The following is a 21508-nucleotide window of genomic DNA, read 5'->3' as shown; positions in this document are numbered from 1 at the left end:
TCGGTAAGTTAGAGGTGTTTCTTTACCTTATTTAAATTTTTTTCTAATTTCAGCGGTATACATCTTATTACTTTTGGTGGTTATTTTAGGTTTGTCTGGTTCCGTCTTGTTGGTTTGAAGGATAGAGGAAAATTCCTTTTTTAATTGGGCTGCACATTTGTCGCAGAATTTTCCAGAACGGATAGGTGCAGCACACCTTTCACAGCCTAACAATAAATTGTCGGCTTCTCGAATTTCTATTCTGTTTTCCCTTAAAAACTTTAATATCTTTTTTTCGCTGACCTCAGTTGCCTCAGAAACCTCCAAAATATTGGCCCCTGGGTGATCGTATAAATAGTCCTTTACCTTTTTAAAATCCTCTTCATCGGTATTATCGCAACGGGAACACAGGTCTGAACCAGTATAAGCAAAGGCCCTGCCACACTTGGTACAATTTTTTAATTCCATCAAATCCCCTCCTCTGCCGCCTGTGGCGGAATGAATAATTGAAAATGAATAATGAATAATTAACTTTATATCCCTCTTGCAAAGGTTACAACCACTACAGACCTTGCTCCTGCCTCTATCACCACTTTGCTGCAGGCCTCAGCAGTGGCACCACTGGTGAATATATCATCAACTAGTAGGATGGTCTTGTCCACTAGAAAATTTCCATCTCTTATGTGAAAGGCTTTGCTGACATTTTGACGTCGCTGCCTTCTGGAGAGATTATGCATTACTTCTGTGTTCTTTATCCTTACTAATTGATGCTTTTTATAATCTATACCCATATTTTTGCTAATATATTTAGCTAGAAGATGGGCTTGGTTATAGCCCCGCTGTTTTTCTTTTTGAGGATATAGAGGAACTGCTAAAATGACATCTGCTGCTATTTCTTCTTTCTTCAGAACATCCGTCATCATAAGAGCCATATGTCTAGCTAAATAGGTGGCATCCTGATACTTCAACCGAAACACTAGTTTTTGTATAATTCCCTCATATTCTACCACAGCAATAACCCTATCAAAGGCATATTGGGTATCCCTACAATCCCCACAGATATCCAAATCCTCCATGGTGCTCAGGGGCTTTGAGCATTTCCTACAACTATTATCGGTAATAAATGTAATTTTCTTTAGACAGGGGGAACAAAGACCATATTTTCCTTCACCCCCTAAATAACCGTTGCAAGTAATGCAGTTGATATGGGTTGGATAAATAAAATCCAGTAACGCTTCTGTATAATCCATTAACTGGGCTAAAAGCTTCATTTTTCCCCTCATTTTTATCAAATTTTATAAAAAGGCAGTTTAATTTTTTCAATATTATTCATTATTCGATAAAAGTCTCGATAATCCTTTTATCTCCATTAGCTTGATTTTATGTTTCTTATGCTTTGATTTATTACTAACATTTCCGCTTCTATAGGGGAGGGATCAAGGAATATAAAAGGAGAACCCTCTATTTTCAAGAATTCTCCTAAGGCTTTTCTTTCTATATAAAATTACTATGAAATATTTATTAGACCAAACCCTATAGGTCCTCTATTATCTATATGGAACATATTTTATATGATGCCTTGGCTTTTTAAGATGATTTGTGCAATGACAGCAGAACCCAGGAATGTCCCGAATAGCACAAATAGAGAAACCACGATGCTTTTCCATCCTAATTTGGTAAAATCATTCCAGCTTTTTCCTATGGCAATTCCAGCGTAGGCTAAAACTGGAGTGGCAAGGGCTAAAAATTGTACTTTTTGTGTATATGCAACGACTGTTTCCGAAAAAGGAACACCTGGAATTGTAAGTACCATCCCTATAATACCGATATATGCAATACTGGGGATATTGATAGGGATAATTTTAGCTAAAATCATTCCTGCTAGACTAATGAGTATAAGTATTATCATTCCAGGAATAGATGCTGCAATTGCTTCTCCATATCCAATATAGTTGCCTAGCAAAGCCATTATACCTATAATTAACAACAGAATAATCCATTCTTGTAGTTCTTTCAATTTCATTAATTTTTCCTCCCTTCCCCTTTAGGCTTCTTCCTTCACTTTATTCCCACGCCCTATTTTAGGCTCTAACCAATTGTATAGCTTATTGGTCAAAGGTAGAGCAACAAATACAGACATATATAATCCAAATCCTGTTGATAATAGGTTGCTGGCCCCAGCAAAGGCAATAATGTCATCCGACATTTCTGGAAATAAATTGGCCAGTGTTCCTGAAGCCGCCGCCATTAAACTTCCACTTCCTACCCCAGTTGCCATAGCAAATGCCAGAGGGTGCAATGGAGTGGCAGAAGCAAGAAAACCTGCTATCAAGCCCATAAATATGGTGCCAAACATCGTTCCTACAATATAAACAATCATTACACCTCTACCTTCTGGTGAGTTAAATCCATATTTATCTACAATTAATCCAACATTTGGTTCCCTGCCTATGGAATGGGTCATGCCAACAGCTTCCCTCTTAAATCCTAATAATAAAGCAATAGGCAGAGCAAAAACAATAGTTCCTAGGTTTCCAAACTCCTGTAGGAGCAAAGCAGGTCCTGCAGCAATGATTCTGTCGATGGAGGGTCCAATTAACACCCCTATTTTTGCAATCAATAAAGTAATAGATAAAACAATGATTGGTTCTGCTGTAGTAGCTTGTTCTTCTTTTACTAGTTTTGTTAAAAAGAGAATTAGTCCTAAAATCATAGCATACAGCATTGGTAAAAACAAAATAACTCCTGGGCCTATGGGAACTCTATGGGTTCCTATTTTTTCCGTAATCAATGTGATTACTAATACTACTCCATGTAGCTTTGGGTCTTTCCATAGCGGCTTACCTTGATCCATCATATACACCCCTTTATCTTTTATTTTTAGCTATAAAATAATCTATAGCCTTCATAACAGATTCAGCTAATATACCACTTCCTATTGGTAAAGCATCTTCATCAATATTGAATTTAGGGTTATGCCACTGATAAACACATTCCTTTTCTTGGTTACCCACTCCTAACCAATAAAAGCAGCCTGGAGCTTTTTCCATATAGATAGAAAAGTCCTCTCCTCCCATTGAAGGGATAGGATCTACGATACCCTCAGGAGTACATATTTCCGATACAGCAGCAACCCCCAGTTTATACATTTCTTCTTCATTGATTACTGCTGGCAAATCAAATATATATTCTAATGTAGCCTCGGCACCATAGGCCTTTGCACTATTTTCTATATTTCTCTCCAATAGACTAGGAAGCTCCTTTCGCAGTTCTTTACTAAAGCTTCTTACAGTCCCCGTCATTCTTACTTCTTCAGGTATAACATTGTTAGCAATCCCTGCGTTGATTGTACCTATAGATACTACCGCTGCTTCTAGAGGGTTTACATTCCTGCTGACAACACTTTGCAATCCCATAATAATGGCACTGGATGCTACTATAGGATCAATTGTTCTATTGGGAATAGCACCATGACCCCCAACACCCTTCACTTGAACTCTAATGGTATCTACAGCAGCCATTAATCCCCCCAGCTTTACACCTACTTTACCTGCTGGAATATCTGGATGATTATGGAGGCCGAATACCGCATCTACTTTAGGATTCTCCATAACCCCCTTTTCTACTAATAGCTTAGCACCCTTATTCACTTCTTCTGCTGGTTGAAAAATAAATTTCACATTTCCCTTTATTTCATCCCTTAATTCTGACAAAATCATAGCTGCACCTAAAAGTGAAGTGGCATGAACATCATGACCACAGGCATGCATAACACCCTCCACCCTTGATTTATAGGGAACATTATTCTCTTCAAAAATCGGTAAGGCATCAATATCTCCTCTTAGGGCGATGGTGGGTCCTTCTTCTTTTCCCCTCAACAGACCTATAACACCTGTTTCTATACCTATATCTACAATTTCTATATTGTATTTTACAAGGAGTTCTTTTATTTTTTCCGTTGTTCGATATTCTTTAAAGCTTAATTCCGGATTCATGTGGAAATCCTGCCTGATTTCTATCAGCTCTTCTTTATATTTTTCCATAAGGGATCTTATAGACTCCATAAAGCTCGCCTCCATTCCATTGGTTTTAATAAATTCTTCTAGGTGAGAATAGCCTATCAAACAAATTTTTGCATCCTCCCCTACTCAAAGTACCCTGGATAAAGGGGAAATCTTGAGCTTAACACCAGTACTTCAGATTGAATCTCCTCCAAAGCTTTATGATCTTCAATACCCTCAGCTACCCTATTCATGATATGACCTATCTCTACCATTTCTTTTTCCTTCATACCCCTTGTGGTCATGGCTGTTGTGCCTATTCTTACACCACTTGTTATCAATGGTTTTTCAGGATCAAAGGGAATCATATTCTTATTGACGGTTATGCCAACAGCTTCTAAAGCCCTTTCAAATTCAGCCCCTGTTAAATTTTTAGGTCGTAAATCCACCAATAATATATGATTGTCGGTACCCCCAGTTACAATTCTAAAACCATTTTCTTTTAAAATCTCCGCTAGCTTTTGAGCATTTTTTACTACTTGTTTCATACAATCTCTAAACTCTTGACTCATAGCATGTTTAAAGGTATAGGCTTTGGCTGCCATTACATGAAGGTGCATTGACCCCTGAGCCCCTGGAAATGTCGCTTTGTCCAGTGCTTTTGCATATTTTTCTTTGCAAAGGATAAATCCTCCCCTTGCTCCCGCCAGGGTTTTGGTGGTTGTAGAGGTTACAAAATCTGCATAGGCTACTGGACTTGGGTTAACCCCTGCCGCCACTAGGCCTGCCACATGAGCCATATCCACCATGAAGTATGCATCTATTTTTTTAGCAATATTACTGATTTTTTCATAGTCTATCACCCTAGGATATGCACTGGCTCCTGCAACGATAAGCTTAGGTCTATGTTGCTGGGCTAATGTTTCAATTTCTTCATAGTCGATTTCCTCTGTTTCTCTATTTAACCCATAGGAAACAAAGTTATATACTTTACCAGAAAAGTTGGCGCTGCTGCCATGGGTCAGATGGCCTCCTTGATCTAATCGCATTCCCAATACTGTATCTCCAGGATTTAAAATTGCTGTATAGACACAGTGGTTAGCATTTGATCCAGAATGGGGCTGTATATTGGCGTGTTCAGCCTTGAATAACTCTTTTGCCCTCTCAATACCTAATATCTCTGCCTTGTCAATAACTTTACTTCCCGCATGATATCTTTTGCCTGGAAAGCCCTCCATTGTCTTATTGGTCAATATACTACCTTGTAATTCCAAAACTTGGGTTGGTACATAGCTTTCAGATGCTATCATTTCAATACCAGTCCTTTGACGTTGAAGCTCCTCCTCCACGATATTGTATAAATCCATATCCTTTTCTTTAACAGTATGTAACATATTTATCCCTCCAAGATATATTTTGAATTTTTTAAATATTTTAAATTAATTATCTCAAACAATTTCTTTCTTTAAAATTAACTATATTGACTATTTATTGAACAGATTTAACTTTATTTATTTCAAATCCTTCATAAAATAAGAAAAAGACCCTAGGATTTAACGTGCTAAACTCCTACGGTCCACATGATGTTTCTTTAGTATAACAGAAGTTAACCTTCATTTTTCTTAAATCCTTTAGGTGTAATCCCTGTAATCATCTTAAAGTTTTTATAGAAATAATTGAGATTGTTGTAGCCAACTGTGTTAGCAATTTCTTTTATAGATAACTGTGTGTCGGTTAAAAGCTCTTTTGCCTTTTCTATTTTTATTCTATTTAAGTAAACGATAAAGCTAACACCAAAGTATTTTTTAAACATTCTAGTGATATAATTGGGGCTGGTATGAAACCTTTTTGCAGTTTCCTTTAACTGAATGGTTTTATAATAATTGTTATTGATATAGGCCAATATTTCGTTAAAAAATTGGTTGTCTGTATAATTATAATGTAAAACCCGTTCTATCGTTTCCTTAAATTGCTTTGGCTCAATGGGTTTTAATAGAATGTCCTTAGCCCCTAATCTCAAAGCAGCCTGAGCATATTCAAAGTAATTATAGGCTGTGATGACGATAAACTTGATGGCTCCTATATAATCTCTATTGATCCTTTCCATTACTTGTATACCATTGTAGCCTGGCATTTCAATGTCTAAAAAAACAATATCTGGTTTCAAATCAAAAATCAGTCCTACAGCCTCATCACCTGCAGCAGCCTGTCCTATTACCTTAATAGGGAATCTATACTTATTGATCAAATACCTTAATAGTTCACGGGATAGTTCTTCATCGTCCACAATAAGTGCAGTTTTGATAATAATCCCCCCTACGAAAATCCTATCATTTTGGAACTTTTTAAGCCCACTTGGTTGGCAGAATAATCTTCACAGTAGTTCCTTTATTGCATGGGCTTTGGATTTCAAATGTAAAATTATCTTGATATAACAGTTGAAATTTGGAATAGATCATCCCTAATCCACTAAGGGTTTTTTCTTTGTTTTCCCTACTTAGCCTTCTATTCAGCTCCTCTATATTTTTATCCTCTATTCCACAACCATTATCTCGGATTTCTATCCCTATCCTATCTTCACCGCCTTTTACTAGGATACGAATATGCATTTTATCCTTTTTACAACGAAATCCATGGATAAAAGTATTTTCAACAATTGGTTGTAGGCAGTTAAATGGAACATAAACCTTATCTACTTCCTTTGAAATCTCAAAATCTATCCTTAATTTATCACCATGCCTCAATTTTTGTAGCTGTAGAAAGATGTGTAGCTGTTCTATTTCCTCCTTCAGTTTTACAAAATCATTCTCCGTCTTAAGTGTGTATCGAAACATTTGAGCAAGATGTATAATAGATTCGTAGGTTTTAAAGGCATCCTCCTTTACCGCCATTCCTGCGATGGCATTGAGGGTATTGAAAAGAAAATGATTGTTAATTTGCATATTTAAAATCTTTCCTTCAGTAGATTTTAAAGATTGTTCCAGCATAAGTTCGTTTTTAATAATATCTTGAATGATTTCTTCTTTTTTATTTAATTCCATCTCAGCCTTTTTAAATATATAATAATAAGCAATGTTTTTGCTTAGCTTTTTCATCTGCTGTAATATAGCAATCATTGTTCCCTTGGGCACCACTTGAATGACTTGATAAGAAGGGTCCTGGATTGTATCCTTTTTGCTATTTTTATAAATGCTGCTTAATTCCTCCTTAGAGGTCCTTATATGCCCACCTAGGATTATACCGATAGCTTCGTCATTGCAAAGTATAGGGAGATAAAAAACAGTTATCCCATAGGAACAAACATTAGCTGACAGCTCTTTATATTGCCTTGGTCCCCACTCTTCCTTCATTTCATATAAACAACAATTTTTAATATTGGTATTTACACCACACATTTTTACACAAAAATCCGGGAACTCTTTGCCTACAATAACAGCATCGCCTTTTTTATTAAAAATACTGATGGGAATATCGAGGATACCAACGGCTTCATCATATAACTTTTTTATCTCATCATTAATTTTAATTGTTGACTCCTGTTTACCTCTAATATTAACCAACTTTTTAATCCTAGTTTCTACAAAAGTATTGTTCTCTGGCGACGCTGGGATTGATATAATCAGCTGTTTCATAGGTTCATTGCCAATATTGATGGTTTCATGGACAGATCCTGCTTCTATATGAAAAAATGCTCCCGGCTTTATGTTAGTGACCTTGTTGTCTAACAGCTGCTCACCCTCTCCAGATAGGACATATAAAAACTGTTCATTTCCATAATGAATGTGTTTAGCTTGTCTCTCCCCTGGGAGAATAGTTGCCACGCCAATATACATCATATTTGAGGAATTCATGGACTCTGGTTCGTATATCCATTGAATTTCCCCCCAATCAAATATTTGGATATTTTTTTCATCCAAAGGTATCACTCCTGATTGTATTTATCTAATTATTTTAAACCCTCATCATTCCCTAGACTGAAGATGAAACTCATAAAATTTATTTAGTCGATAGCCTAAACCCGAGTATCTTTCAATAATTTTGTTGTTGTTCACCATCATTTTTAAATAGTTTTCTGACCCCACCAGCACCACCAGATTTTTGGCACGGGTTATGGCGGTGTAGAGAAGATTTCTTGTCAAGAGCATAGGGGGTCCCCAGGTAATAGGCATTACCACCACTGGAAACTCCGAGCCTTGACTTTTATGGATAGTGACACAGTAGGCCAGCTCCAGCTCCTCCAGCTGGGCAAAGCTATAGGTCACTAGGCGATAGTCATCAAAGAGAACAGTAAGTTCTTGATCCTCTTGATCCACAGCTTGGATATAACCAATGTCTCCATTGAATACCCCTTCTCCCTTTTCCTCCTCTGCATCGGGATCGAGGCTCTCCCATTTTAAGGTATAATTGTTTTTTATCTGCATCACCTTATCCCCTGAACGGAGGAGTTTTTCCTTCATTTCCTTTTCCTTCTTCCAAGGGGCTGAAGGATTTAGGGCCTGTTGTAGCTCTTTATTTAAGTTGATTGTGCCGGTTTCCCCTTTTTTCATAGGGGTCAACACCTGTATGTCCTTTATAGGATCATACTGATAATGATTTGGTAATCGTTCCTTCACCAGCTGTATAACGGTTTTTGCAATGTTTTCTTTTTGATGCTTTGTAATAAAATAGAAGTCCTTGTCCTTTGCATTGAGGATAGGATATTTACCTTGATTGATTTTATGGGCATTGACGATAATCATACTTTCCTCCGCCTGGCGAAAGATTTCATTTAGCCTTACTACCTTTACAATCCTACTGTCGATAATATCCTTTAATACATTCCCTGCCCCCACCGAAGGTAGCTGATCCACATCCCCTACTAAAATCAATCGCGTTCCTAAGGCAACTGCCTTCATCAGACTGTTCATGAGAAGGATGTCCACCATGGAAACCTCATCAATAATGATGACATTGCTGTCCAGAGGGTTGTCTTCATTCCTTTGAAACATCATGACATCTTCATCCTCAGCAAATCCCAACTCCAGCAGTCGGTGGATGGTTTTTGCCTCTTTGCCGGTGGCCTCCGTCATCCTTTTAGAGGCCCTTCCTGTGGGGGCCCCTAGGGTAATTTTCATTTCCAGCTTTTCTAAAATTTTAATGAGGGTATTGATGGTGGTGGTTTTTCCTGTTCCTGGTCCTCCAGTAATGACCAGTATGCCATTTTCCAGAGCCTGTTTGATGGCTTCTTTTTGGTTGTTGGCCAGCCAAATCCCCTCCTCCTCCTGTATCTGCTGCAACGCTTCTTCGATATGAATATCTAAAGGATCTAGCTTTACTCTAGTTAGTTCAATTAGCTTGTTGCATACATTGGTTTCTGCATAATAATAGGGGAGGGAGTAGATAATCATTTCCCCTCCACGATTCTCCAGCTGTATTTTTTGGTCTAAGGCTAGGTTTTGCACTGCCTCCTCCACCATACCTATATCTACCTTCAGTAGTTCGGCAGTTCTTTCCAATAATATATCCTTTGGTGCATAGGTGTGTCCCTCTATATGAAAGGTATTTAGTATATATCTTGTACCTGCATAGATCCGATATCTAGAATTAGGAGCAATCCCCATAGATTTTGCAATACGGTCAGCGGTAATAAAACCTATCCCCACGATATCCTCTGCCAATCGATAAGGGTTTTCTTGGATGGTGGCAATGGTGGTTTCCCCATAGCTTTTATAGATTTTCACTGCATAGCTGGGGGATATACCATATTGGGAAAGAAAGAGAATTATTTCCCTTAGCTCCCTTTGATCCTGAAAGGCCTCAGCAATGACACTGGCTTTAGCTTCGCCAATCCCTGGAACCTCCGTCAATCTATGGGGTTGAAATTCTATAATTTCCAATGCTTCCTTCCCGAAAAATTCTACAATTTTTTTCGCCATCTTTTTACGAATTCCCGTAATAATTCCAGAGGAAAGGTAATTGATCATGCCCTCCTCTGTAGAGGGCATGATTGGACGATATTCCCCCACCTCCAACTGCTGTCCATAAACGGGATGTACCCTCCAGTCACCCTTCACCAGCAGATGATCTCCCTCCTTCAGGGCCGGAAGATATCCTACTAGGGTCACTTCCTCCTCTGGTGTTTCTAAAACAGCAACCGTATAGCCATTGGCTTGGTTCTGAAAAATTATTTCTATAAGCCTACCCTGAATTTCCAGCACTTCTTTATCCTCCTACTCCATTAAGGTTAGGTTTTTTATGTCATAGTTCCTCTATCTGCTTCATATATGTTAAATAGTTTTACACAAAAATCCATTACTTTTATTATAGCATAAGGAAAAAACCCTGCCATTAATAAATATACAATTCTGACAAAAATGTTGGGAAATGGGGGTTTGGATATTTATACTCCTTATAATTCCTCCTTTTTCTTTATATCATGACAAAACCTCCTGGATTTTCAGGAGGTTTTGTCATGATGTTTTATTTTATTTTGCCGATAGAACTTGAATGGATTTTGCCAGTTCATGGATGCTAAGGGTAAGGCCCTCTAATTTTCCTTCAATCCGTATTAATAGATAGATGGATACTACAATGGGGAAGCCTAGGTTAGCAACCTGATTCAACACTTCATTCACCTTCTTCACCACCTTATTATGAATTAAGGGGAGACTTCTCTCCCCTTAGTTTATGCTAAATCGAATTCTTCCTCTTGGGTTGTAATCACCTTTGCACTGTGGATGTCTGATAACCCTGCCCCTCCTATGCTAAAAACACTTTCATTGATGATGTTCAGCATAGCTGCCTTCACCTCAGCTGGTGTTAAATCTCCTCGGGCGTTGACAATCATCACCTTAGTCAGTTTGTCATCTTCCTTCTTAAAGGTCATTTCCAATACCTTTTTCACGAAGCTTCACCTCCTTTATAAAAATTTTTTCTTCCTTTACTCCTCGATTAGCTCCTTCTCATCAATTCTCATTATGGCCTTGACTGGCTTTTCCTGTAGAAGAGCTAATTCCGTTGATACGTTGTACACCTGGGTGTCAACAGCATCTGGATTTACATTGCTGTAGCTTCTGGAGGTAAGCTTTTCTTTACCCTCTTGATCTACACTATCAATGAACTGTAATCTTATTCTTGAGGTTGCTCCCATTGCTTTTACTGGCATTTCGTCACCCCCCTTCTTTTATCATTAAGTTTTGTAGCTGCAGCCTACATCCATTAAATGTTTTGGGAAGGAAAAGGTTAGTACCATTCTTTCAATAATTTTTTCAATTTTTTTAGACCAGTGGCCTTTGTCTTAGCTACTGAAATAGGGTGAATACCCTTTATAGCAGCAATTTCCTTGAGGGTTTTTCTGTGGAAATAATATTGTAAAATAATATCCCTTTGACAAGAGGTTAGTCGATGGATAGCCTCCTTTAACCTTTGGCTTTCCTCCATCTCCATATAAGTCTCCTCCACCTTAGCAGTTGTATCCTCTAGTAAATCTATTAATGAAATTCCTTCACTATCTCCTATATCTGCCTCTAGGGAAAAGTGGCTTTTGACTTTTCTCCTCTTATTTAAATAGTAGTATCGTACCCTTATGGTAATATAGGCTAAAAAGGGTACATTTTTAGCAGAATCAAAATCCTGCAGTCCTTCTAAAATTTCCAGAAGACCCTCTTGGTAGGCATCTTCATCCATACCCTCCCTTCCTCCATATCTTTTGCTATAGGCAATGATTAAGGGCCTTAGCTGTAGCAATAGCTGTTCTATCGCCTCCTTCTCCCCCTTTAGGGCCTTTTTCACCAATTCTTCAAATAAACGATTCATTTTTTAACATCCTTTAAAAGATGCATCTTCCTTTATTACCGGTGACTTTATTGTATAGACTTCTATAGTAAAGGGGAATTTAAGAATCATGGGATTGTAGGGGGAGGAAAAGGGTAAATTCCCTTGAAATGAAGGTGGATTTTTAACCCATATCCTTTAGCCTATATGGTTAGGGGAGGGAATAAAGCTAGTTCCTAAAATTATAAAATTTCTAAGTTTCTATTGGCTATAAAAAAAGAACTGACCTATTTGGGGGGTCAGTTCTTTTTTCTACTATCCTCTTATAATTTCATCATTTTTTAATGCTTCAGCCTTATCGGTTCGTTCCCAAGGAACATCTACGTCTGTTCTTCCAAAATGACCATAGGCCGCTATTTGTCTATAGATAGGACGTCTTAGATCTAAATCTCTAATGATGGCTGCTGGTCTTAAGTCAAAATGCTTTCTTATCAGCTGTACCAGCTTGTCCTCCTCTACCTTACTTGTACCAAAGGTTTCCACCATAATGGATACTGGTTGAGCCACACCAATGGCATAGGCCAACTCCAGCTCACATTTATCAGCCAAACCTGCAGCTACAATATTCTTGGCTACATATCTAGCAGCGTAGGCAGCAGAACGGTCTACCTTCGTTGGATCTTTTCCAGAGAAGGCTCCACCACCATGGCGAGCATAACCCCCATAGGTATCTACAATGATTTTTCTTCCTGTTAATCCAGCATCCCCTTGGGGTCCACCAATAACAAATCTACCGGTTGGGTTAATGTAGTACTTAGTATTTTCATCCAATAGCTCTGTTGGTACAATCTTTTGAATGACATACTCAATTAAATCATTTTCAATTGTATCTCTATCTACCTTTGGGCTATGTTGTGTAGAAATAACAATAGCGTCTATTCTCACAGGCTTGTCTCCATCGTACTCAACGGTCACCTGGGTTTTTCCATCGGGGCGAAGATAGGATAATGTACCATTTTTTCTTACCTCTGCTAATCTTCTGGCCAGCTTATGGGATAGGGCAATCGGTAGAGGCATTAGCTCAGGGGTTTCATTGCAGGCAAAACCAAACATAATACCTTGGTCTCCAGCCCCAATAGCTTCTAATTCATCCTGCATTTCACCTTTTTTGCTTTCAAGGGCTTCATTTACCCCCATAGCAATGTCGGAAGATTGCTCATCAATGGCTGTTAATACAGCACAGGTATCGCAGTCAAATCCATATTTTGCTCTTGTGTAACCAATTTCCTCCACTGTTTTTCTAACAACCTTTGGAATATCTACATAGCAATTGGTTGTAATTTCCCCTGCTACCAAGACAAGACCAGTTGTTACAGAGGTTTCACAAGCTACCCTTGCATTTGGATCTTTTTCAAAAATGGCATCTAAAATAGCATCAGATATTTGATCACAAATTTTATCTGGATGTCCTTCTGTTACAGATTCTGAAGTAAATAATCTTCTTGCCATAATACTGTTTCCTCCTTATTTCCTTATTTTTATAATCAATAGGAAATTATAAGCTATATACAATGTAAATAAGTTATAATTTCCGTTATTGGGTTCAACAAACTCAACCTTGAAGCTTCTGTAGGAAGATTTTGTTGTAAGTAAAATTTATATATATATAGGAAATGATAAGGGTAGAATGAATAGGAGAAGGTCATCATTTCCTTATAAACATTTTAAAGGATTTCTATTAGTTTTATTTTTTTAGCGAAAATTATCCATAATAAAAAACCTCTTCTCAAAAAGAAGAGGCATAATACACCAATTTCGTTTCCTCATCTTCCAGAATTATATTCTGTGGGATTTAGCACCATACTACTTATGGTTGCCGGATTTCATCGGGCCCTTCCCTCCACCACTCTTGATAAGGTATCAAGATTTTTATTAAGTTTTTATCATGCAATATCATATCACCCTGTCTCTTCTCTGTCAATGAATATTTTAAAGTAGGAAAATTTTTCTTCATGAATAAATTAGGGTTCCTTTTAAACTAAATTGTAACAATTACATAGCTTAAAACAAACATAATACTTCCAGCAATTACAGCACCTAGAGCAATTGCTGGAAAAGCTTGTTTAAAGGGGATATTAAATAGGATAGCTGCTAGACACCCACTCCATATTCCTGTTGTAGGCAAAGGAACAGCCACAAATAAAACTAATCCTACCACACTGTATTTTTCAATATTTTTACTTTTTTTCAATATCTTTTTTACAGCTCTATCAATGACTTTGCTAAAAATCCTCATATTTCTGAAATAGAAAATAAAAGGCTTTATAAATAGAAGCAAAAGAGGAACAGGGATTAAGCTTCCTACAATCCCTAAAACTGTTGCATGGGCAGGATGCATGCCAAGGGAAACCCCTATAGGTATAGCACCCCTTACTTCAATTAGGGGCATTGCAGCAATTAACAGCACCATCAATTCATGGGTAATTAGTTCCAGCATTCTTTCCATTCCCTTCACCTCTATTTATTATATAGTGAAAACAATGGCGATAGAACTAAGTCCCTATATCCCAGTAAGCCTTTGGTATTATGTTTATCCATTACCCCTTTGTAACGTAAATTTAATGTTTGGCCATTGGAAGTTGTGGTATAATTTGTACAAGTATATTTTGCAATATAGGTTTTTTAACCTTTTGCATTATAATATTTTATATGATTTATGTAAAAATAAAAATAGCATCTTCTAGTTATCTAGTTGTTTAGAAAGGGGATTGAATTATGGGGAAATTAGAAGAGTTAAGTATAGAGATCGCTAACCAAAAAAATAAATTAAGACGTTATTTAGAAGAAAACGAAGATTACGATAAAATTTTTGCGTTAAATATAGAAATAGATGAATTGATCGTACAGTACCATCGACTGATGCTGGAGGATGAATCAAGTTAAGGGGAGAAAAATTTCTCCCCTTATTTATTTTAATTATCGTTTCTTGTTAAAGGTTCTTCGATGGTTATATGACCCATCAACGTCTCTCTTTTACTGCCATCCACTAAAATTTGTACTGCCTCCACCCCTTCTATCTCCGTCAAGGAGTATAGGATTTGATTCAGTAATAAAGCTTCTTGAAGACTACCACCACTTAATTTGTCTCCTGCCAGATTTACATAGGCTATTTCCTCCGCTATATCAACACTTAAAACCTTGATATTTTCTAAGGTTGTAGTCAAATTTTCATCCTCTGGTTGTTTTTGTAGCTCCGCTAAAATAATAGCTTCTAGGGACTTTTCCCCTACAGTTACTTCTTTTATAACTGGTACAATGGATTCTAAACTTTCATCCCCTGTCATAACATATTCTTGATTGACATAGTATAGGGTCACTTCTACATTTTCCTCCTGGGGTGTAGGGTCCACCACATCGTTATCGTTATCGACATTTTCCGTCTCCACCGGAGGGGTTTCATTCTCAACTTGTCTCCTATCACAGCCTATAAATGTCACCATCATAGCAATAATTAATAGTATTAAACCTAATTTTTTCATCTTCATCTGTCCCTTCAGTTTTGTTTTTGTTGTTTGCTTATTCCTATTATACCCCTAGATTGTGAAGACCTCATTAACAAATGTAAAGAAATCATGAAGAAATCTTTAAAAAATTTTTAGGAATCAAGATAGTAACGGTTGTCCCTTCTTTTATTCTACTGGCGACAGAAATTTTCCATCCATGGAGCTGTATCACCCGACTAACGATGGAGAGACCAATACCAGCTCCACCAGTATCTCTAGAACGGGAGGTATCTGTTCGATAAAATTTTTCAAAGATAGATTCTAGTTCTTCCTCCTTAATACCAATACCATTATCCACAAGCATAACTTTGTAGTCGTCTTTTTGTCTTTTTCCAATAATGCTGACCCTATATTTTTCTTTCTCCATATCCCTATACTTTAGGGCATTGTCAATTAAGTTAATAAATACCTCCTTCATCCGTTCCCCATCACAAACAACCTCTGGAGATCCTTCTAATGCAATGCTTACCTCTACCCCTCCTTTTTCTGCCAAGGGTTGGAGGATTTTTACCGCATTTTCTATGATTTCCTTTAAGGAATATATCCTCATTTTAATCCCCTGTTCCTCCATTCTTGTCAAGGTCAGAAGGGATTTTACTAAGTCCGATAGTCGATCAATTTCTCCATCCATGTCCCTTAAGTACTCCTTGTATACCTCAAGATCATCTTCTCCATAGAGTAGGGAATCAATCAATGCCTTCATGGAGGCTAAAGGCGTCTTTAACTCATGGGAAACATCACCAATAAATTGAGTTCTACCATGGTCAATCCTATAGAGCTCTTTGCTCATATAATTAAAATCTTCAGCAAGTCTTCCTATCTCATCTCTGGACTTTATGTTTACCATTTCCCCTAGATGTCCTTCACCTATCCGCTTAGCTGTATTAGATAGTATGACAATGGGTTTTGCCATCCTTCTGCTGGCTAATATAGCTACTATCACCCCTATGGCTGCAGCTCCAATGGACACCATCGTTAAACGTTGCCTAAAATCTTGGATGGCTTCAAAGGCGTCATCAACACTGACGGATACCAGTACTGCCCCTAAAAGATTTCTATCTCCTTGAACCATCTGTAGGATAGGGACCGTCACCTGCAATATATATTTATCCCTTTGATAATACCCAACCCCCTCCTCCATAGCAAGGGCGCTACGAACCTCTGGATTGTTTATAGTTCGCCCTTCTAAAAGATGGGAGGTGTCCACCATTACCCTCCCTGCTTTGTCAAGGATCAAAACTCTTCCCTCCACAGTTTCCCCATACTGCTGGGTGACCTTCTTTAAAGCCAAAGGATCTTGAATATTGTTGCGACTTATATTGGAAAGAATATTGGCTGTCTTTAAGGTGTTGACCTCAATTTCCCCCAAGACGGATTCCTTCATGTGGTGTAAAGATAGATAGTTGATGGCCAACAGAGGTAAAATAATGAGAATGATATAAATTAAAGTCAATTTTTGTTTGATAGAAGAAAACATTTCTATCAATCCCTTCTAAAATAATAGCCTACACCCCATTTTGTCTGAATCATGGGTGATTCTTTCCCATGATCCCTTAGCTTTTCCCGGAGATTTTTTATATGTACATCAATTGTCCTAGTATCTAAGCAGGGCTCCTGCCAAACCAGTGTGAAGATTTCCTCCCTTGAAAAAACCCTTCCTTTGTTTCGAATTAATAGCTCCAATATGTCAAACTCCTTAGGGGTTAATTCCACTTCTCTGTCGGTTTTTTTAACAACTCGATAATTAGGATTCACCTCTAAATCCCCCGAGGTATAAACCGTTTCTTTTTCTTTATTTTCCTGCTTTTCTACTCTTCTGAGAATAGCCCGCATTCTGGCGATCAGTTCTCTTGTATTAAAGGGCTTGGTCATGTAATCGTCCGCCCCCAGTTCCAGACCCAATATCTTATCAACATCGCTGTCCTTGGCGGTCAGCATAATTACTGGTGTATCCCCCATTTGTCGTATTCTACGACAAACACTGATGCCATCTATTTTAGGTAGCATTAAATCTAAAATCACCAGATCGAAACCGTTGGTTTCAAAGATCTTTAATCCCTCTTCCCCATCATAGGCAGCAGAAACCTGAAACCCCTCCTGCTCTAGGCTTTTTTTTAATCCCTTCACTAGCAATTTCTCATCATCAATGATTAGTACCTTCATAGAACCCACTCCCCATAAAATATAAGCTCTCTTTATATATTATACAACTTTTACGGGTTTGAAACAAAAGGATGGAGGAAAATCCTCCATCCTTTTGTTTATTTTATTTTAAATTGATCTACCGTAGTTTGTAATTCTCTGCTCATTTCAGCCAATGAATTTAATGCCTGGTTAATTTCCTCTGTTACAGCCATTTGTTCTTGAGAAGAGGCTGCTATGTTTTGGGATTCAAGACTAAATTTTGAGACTATTGCTCCTGTTCTTTCTACTTTTTCCACCACTTCGTTGCTACTGGTGGTAACCGCTTTCACATACTCAAATATGCCGTTAGCACTGTTTTCTATGGCGGCATTGGACTTCATAATCCTATCAAAATATCTTCTAACTGAATCAGTTATATCTACACCTGTTTTTACCTTCTCCACTACTTTATGGATAGAATCTACTGTTTCATTCATATTGCCATCAATGGTGGCCAATGACCCCGATATTTCATTGGCAGCACTGGAGGACTCAACCGCCAGCTTCCTTACTTCTTCAGCCACTACAGCAAATCCCTTTCCTTGATTTCCTGCTCGAGCAGCTTCAATAGCTGCATTTAATGCCAGCATGTTTGTCTGGGCTGAAATATTGGAAATCCTATCAACAAAACTAAGGATATTTATTATATTTTCCTGAAGGACTTTTATTTTCTCCTGGGATAGTTCCATGCTTTGGCTAATTTGATACATGACTTCTGTAGATTTTTCTATAGCTTCATTGCCTTCCTCAGCATTTTTATAAGCATCCTTTGCATCTATTACCGTCTTCTCGGATTGTTGGAAGGTATTTTCTATGGCTTTGTTGATATCATGGATCCTCACCTTTACATCCTCTACATCCTCCATCTGCAGCTGTAATCCTTCAGCTATACTGGAAATTGCAGTTGCCACCTGCTGGGCCGATTGACTGGAATTTTCTGTCCCTTCCCTTAACACTTCTGTAGTTTCTAAAATTTTTTCAGTATTTTTATGGATATGGGATACAATTGTCTTTAACCCCCTTATCATCTCATTAAATCCATGGGCTAATAAACCAATCTCATCTTGGGATTTTATGGGAATATCCACCGTTAAGTTCCCCTCCATAGCCTCCATAGTACTTTCCTTAATGATTGAAAGGGGTTGTAATAATTTGTGGGCGACAAAAACCATGATCAATCCTCCAACAATAGATGTCACTATAAGGATAATCACAACAAATAAGATCATCCCCCTTAGTAGCTGTCTTACAATATTAGCATCCTGATCCCCCCCCAGTATCCCTACAATTTTGCCATTGCTATTATAGATAGGAATTTTAGCAGTAATTAATTCTCCCCACATTTCTGTTTCATAGATCTCCTGAATGATTTCTTCCCCTTTATAAACCTGAAGACTCTCTTCTATTTCCTGTTCTTCTACTGGGTCACCTAAAAAACTAACCTCATCTGTATCAAATCCTACCCCATCTACTATATAGATTAAATCCCCATTAGGTAAAAAAGCTTCTGTATAAAGATATTTAAATCCTGTATTTACCCTTACATCATTTAAGTAGTTTCTTAACTCTCCATAGTAAAGATGGGTTTCATCCTGGGATTTTACGATTTCTTCAAACCTGTCTCCATCTATATTAGCAACTGTAGCCCTTAGAACTGTCATCAACTCATTGGAAATCCTATTAATGAGGTTTTGTCTATATCTGTATATAAATCCAGAGCTCATTATAACATTACTGATAATAAAGATGATTAAAAAGAAAAATAATATTTTTACCTTAATGGACCTCGACTTACTATAGGCTTTTTCCTTTGTCATAAAATCCCCTCCCAAATTAACCCTTTAAAGGTTTAATTAAGTTATTTTCTTGCAAATATCATACCATTACCTTCAAGAGACTTGTTTTTAACAATAATCAGTTTTTTTGTTGTTCAGCAATATTATTTTTGATACAATTATTGGGCAGATATGTTCTATGTTCTTGTATAATAGTGGCGCTCCCATACCTGAACTCAGTTTCCAGTTATTCTAATTATTGAGATTTTTGTCGAAAAAACAACTAAAGGTATTCTTTTCCTAATATTTGATGGGTCTTACAATGATTAGATGGATTCTTCTCCCCCCTTCAGTAAACTTACAGAGGGGAGCTTGTCCCCCCTCCCTATAGTTGTTGTAGCATATAGTCAATGAAGTCCTTTATCTTCTTCTTGCTTTTATGTAAAGAATCCTCCATCACACCAACATAAATTTTTAATTTCGGCTCTGTTCCCGAAGGTCTTAAAGCAATCCATGCATTCTTCTCTAGAAGGAACTTTAAGACATTTTCTTTCGGCAGCTTGGTTTGATTCAAATAATCCTCCACCTCCAACACCTTGTGTCCAGCTATATGCTGGGGAGGATTATCCCTAAAGGTTTGGAGGGTGGTTTGAATCTTTGCTATCCCTTCCTTCCCTTCTAGGGTGATGGATTTTAGGTCCTCTAAATAATAGCCGTATTTCTCATAGAGATTTGTTAATCCCTCATAAAGGGTTAATCCTTTAGTATAATAATAGGCCGCCATTTCACAAATTAACATACTTGCCACTACTGCATCCTTATCTCTAGCATGGGTTCCTGCCAAGTAGCCATAGCTTTCCTCATAGCCAAAGACAAAGGTGTTTTCGCCAGTTTCCTTAAATTCCTTTATTTTTTCTCCTATATATTTAAATCCAGTTAGGGTATTGAATACATTTACACCATAATTTTTTGCAATGATAGCCCCCATTTCACTGGTAACAATGGTTTTTATAATTGCAGGATTTTCAGGCATAGACCCTCTTTCCTTTAGGGTGGATAATATGTATTCCACCAACAGTGCTCCTACTTGGTTGCCTGTCAGCAGCACGTATTCTCCTTCTCTATTCTTCACTACAGCACCTACCCTGTCACAATCGGGATCCGTTCCTATAATGAGATGGGCATCTTCCCTTTTCGCCATCTCTATAGCCAGTTGGAAGGCTGCCTCCTCCTCTGGATTAGGATAGGCTACAGTAGGGAAGTTACTATCGGGCATTTCCTGTTGGGGAACCACCCTTACATTTTCAAAGCCGACTTCCTCCAATATTTTTCTTACCGGAATATTGCCTGTCCCATGGAGGGGAGTAAAAATAATTTTAAAATCCTTAGTCACCTGTTGAACAATCTCTCCCCCTAGAGACTGTTTCTTTACCGCTTCTATATAGGCTTTATCAATATCCTCTCCTATATATTGTAATAGCCCAGCCCTTTGGGCCTCCTCTTTATCCATAGGTACAATTGTGTAATAGTCATGGATAGATCCGATGGCCTCCGTAATTCCACCTGCCAGCTTGGTTGCAATCTGGGCTCCATCCTCCCAATACACCTTATATCCATTGTATTCAGGAGGGTTATGACTGGCGGTAATGACAATCCCCGCCGTAGCCTTTAGATGTCTTACAGCAAAGGAAAGCTGTGGTGTAGCCCTTAAATCTTCAAAAACATAGGCCCTTATACCATTAGCAGCTAAAACCAATGCTGTCTCCTCTGCAAATTCCTTCGACATATGTCTGGAATCATAGGCAATGGCAACCCCTCTATCTATTGCCTCGAAGCCTTGTTCTTTTATATAATTAGCCAAGCCTTGGGTGGCCTTTCTGATGGTATATTTATTTATTCTATTGGTACCAGCTCCGATGATACCCCTTAGCCCCCCTGTGCCAAACTCTAAGTCCTTATAAAACCGTTCTTCAATTTCCTTTTCCTGTCCCATAATTTCTTTTAATTCTTTCCTTACTTCCTCATCAAAGTATGGGTCAAATAGCCAGGTCTCATAATTTTTTATTATATGTAAATCCACAGTACTGCCCCCTAACTTCATTTTTGTGTTTAGGCTATGTTAAATTTCATTGTTGATTTTAGACTGATCCATACCTTTCAAATATTAACATTTATCATCAACAGAGCCTATATTTAAATTTTAGGATGTTTCTTCTTCTGTTGTAGCAGGGCTTTTGCATTTCAAATCCACAAC

Annotated in this window: 21 protein-coding genes and 1 riboswitch; of the genes, 1 reads left to right on the top strand and 20 read right to left on the bottom strand. The window is 37.8% G+C overall.

The genetic code is table 11. From position 1 onward, the window contains the following. Positions 1–27: 27 nt before the first annotated feature. The 15 genes from BLS22_RS01230 to BLS22_RS01160 form a co-directional block, all read right to left on the bottom strand. Entirely contained in the window at positions 28–447 is a 420-nt protein-coding gene (locus BLS22_RS01230) for a TIGR03826 family flagellar region protein (RefSeq protein ID WP_090549163.1), read from the bottom strand. Positions 448–512: 65 nt separating this feature from the next. Beyond that, on the bottom strand, positions 513–1250 hold the full coding sequence (locus BLS22_RS01225; protein ID WP_090549160.1) for a ComF family protein: 738 nt from the start codon (positions 1248–1250) through the stop codon (positions 513–515). A 296-nt stretch (positions 1251–1546) separates the two neighbouring features. After that, positions 1547–2002 carry a hypothetical protein gene (locus BLS22_RS01220; RefSeq protein WP_090549157.1) on the bottom strand — a complete coding sequence of 152 codons (456 nt, stop codon included), beginning with the start codon at positions 2000–2002 and terminating at the stop codon, positions 1547–1549. 21 nt (positions 2003–2023) lie between these two features. Next, the gene (locus tag BLS22_RS01215) at positions 2024–2833 is read right to left on the bottom strand and encodes a DUF3100 domain-containing protein (RefSeq protein WP_208974651.1); all 810 of its coding nucleotides are present in this window, start codon (positions 2831–2833) and stop codon (positions 2024–2026) included. Between the two features lie 13 nt (positions 2834–2846). Continuing rightward, entirely contained in the window at positions 2847–4103 is a 1257-nt protein-coding gene (locus BLS22_RS01210) for a M20 metallopeptidase family protein (protein WP_244269431.1), read from the bottom strand. Positions 4104–4123: 20 nt separating this feature from the next. After that, positions 4124–5374, bottom strand: a complete 1251-nt coding sequence (locus BLS22_RS01205) for a serine hydroxymethyltransferase (RefSeq protein WP_090549151.1) — start codon at positions 5372–5374, stop codon at positions 4124–4126. Positions 5375–5586: 212 nt separating this feature from the next. Beyond that, a complete protein-coding gene (locus BLS22_RS01200) occupies positions 5587–6267 on the bottom strand; it encodes a response regulator transcription factor (RefSeq protein WP_244269430.1) in 681 nt (226 codons plus the stop codon). Positions 6268–6325: 58 nt separating this feature from the next. Beyond that, on the bottom strand, positions 6326–7897 hold the full coding sequence (locus BLS22_RS01195) for a histidine kinase (RefSeq protein WP_090549145.1): 1572 nt from the start codon (positions 7895–7897) through the stop codon (positions 6326–6328). A 45-nt stretch (positions 7898–7942) separates the two neighbouring features. After that, positions 7943–10177 (bottom strand): SF1B family DNA helicase RecD2, encoded by a 2235-nt coding sequence (gene recD2 / locus BLS22_RS01190; protein ID WP_090549142.1) that lies wholly within the window; start codon positions 10175–10177, stop codon positions 7943–7945. Between the two features lie 267 nt (positions 10178–10444). Further along, the gene (locus BLS22_RS01185; protein WP_090549139.1) at positions 10445–10594 is read right to left on the bottom strand and encodes a YvrJ family protein; all 150 of its coding nucleotides are present in this window, start codon (positions 10592–10594) and stop codon (positions 10445–10447) included. Positions 10595–10644: 50 nt separating this feature from the next. Next, positions 10645–10863, bottom strand: coding sequence for a DUF2922 domain-containing protein (locus BLS22_RS01180; RefSeq protein ID WP_090549135.1), 219 nt, complete (start codon positions 10861–10863; stop codon positions 10645–10647). A gap of 36 nt (positions 10864–10899) precedes the next feature. Next, entirely contained in the window at positions 10900–11124 is a 225-nt protein-coding gene (locus BLS22_RS01175) for a DUF1659 domain-containing protein (protein WP_090549132.1), read from the bottom strand. Positions 11125–11201: 77 nt separating this feature from the next. Continuing rightward, positions 11202–11774 (bottom strand): RNA polymerase sigma factor, encoded by a 573-nt coding sequence (locus BLS22_RS01170; protein ID WP_090549129.1) that lies wholly within the window; start codon positions 11772–11774, stop codon positions 11202–11204. A 273-nt stretch (positions 11775–12047) separates the two neighbouring features. Further along, on the bottom strand, positions 12048–13241 hold the full coding sequence (gene metK, locus BLS22_RS01165; RefSeq protein WP_090549126.1) for a methionine adenosyltransferase: 1194 nt from the start codon (positions 13239–13241) through the stop codon (positions 12048–12050). Positions 13242–13552: 311 nt separating this feature from the next. Further along, positions 13553–13651, bottom strand: a riboswitch (SAM riboswitch). A gap of 119 nt (positions 13652–13770) precedes the next feature. Next, entirely contained in the window at positions 13771–14238 is a 468-nt protein-coding gene (locus BLS22_RS01160) for a COG2426 family protein (RefSeq protein ID WP_090549123.1), read from the bottom strand. A gap of 269 nt (positions 14239–14507) precedes the next feature. On the opposite strand from BLS22_RS01160, the gene BLS22_RS14910 reads away from it, so the two are divergent. Then, a complete protein-coding gene (locus BLS22_RS14910; RefSeq protein ID WP_176761996.1) occupies positions 14508–14675 on the top strand; it encodes a hypothetical protein in 168 nt (55 codons plus the stop codon). 29 nt (positions 14676–14704) lie between these two features. Here the strand turns inward: BLS22_RS14910 and BLS22_RS01155 are convergent, their stop codons facing one another. The 5 genes from BLS22_RS01155 to BLS22_RS01135 all read right to left on the bottom strand — a co-directional run bounded on the left by BLS22_RS01155 (position 14705) and on the right by BLS22_RS01135 (position 21334). Next, positions 14705–15277, bottom strand: coding sequence for a GerMN domain-containing protein (locus BLS22_RS01155; RefSeq protein ID WP_090549120.1), 573 nt, complete (start codon positions 15275–15277; stop codon positions 14705–14707). Between the two features lie 85 nt (positions 15278–15362). Continuing rightward, the gene (locus BLS22_RS01150; RefSeq protein WP_090549117.1) at positions 15363–16772 is read right to left on the bottom strand and encodes a sensor histidine kinase; all 1410 of its coding nucleotides are present in this window, start codon (positions 16770–16772) and stop codon (positions 15363–15365) included. Positions 16773–16777: 5 nt separating this feature from the next. Beyond that, on the bottom strand, positions 16778–17458 hold the full coding sequence (locus BLS22_RS01145) for a response regulator transcription factor (protein WP_090549114.1): 681 nt from the start codon (positions 17456–17458) through the stop codon (positions 16778–16780). A gap of 98 nt (positions 17459–17556) precedes the next feature. Then, on the bottom strand, positions 17557–19296 hold the full coding sequence (locus BLS22_RS01140; protein WP_090549111.1) for a methyl-accepting chemotaxis protein: 1740 nt from the start codon (positions 19294–19296) through the stop codon (positions 17557–17559). A gap of 343 nt (positions 19297–19639) precedes the next feature. Next, complete coding sequence (locus BLS22_RS01135; RefSeq protein WP_244269429.1) at positions 19640–21334, bottom strand: phospho-sugar mutase; 1695 nt, start codon at positions 21332–21334, stop codon at positions 19640–19642. Positions 21335–21508 lie beyond the last annotated feature (174 nt).

The organism is Natronincola ferrireducens (assembly GCF_900100845.1).
Classification (GTDB): Bacteria; Bacillota; Clostridia; order Peptostreptococcales; family Natronincolaceae; genus Natronincola_B; species Natronincola_B ferrireducens.
Note: the sequence above shows the minus strand (reverse complement) of the source record. Positions and strands in the feature narration are given on the sequence as shown.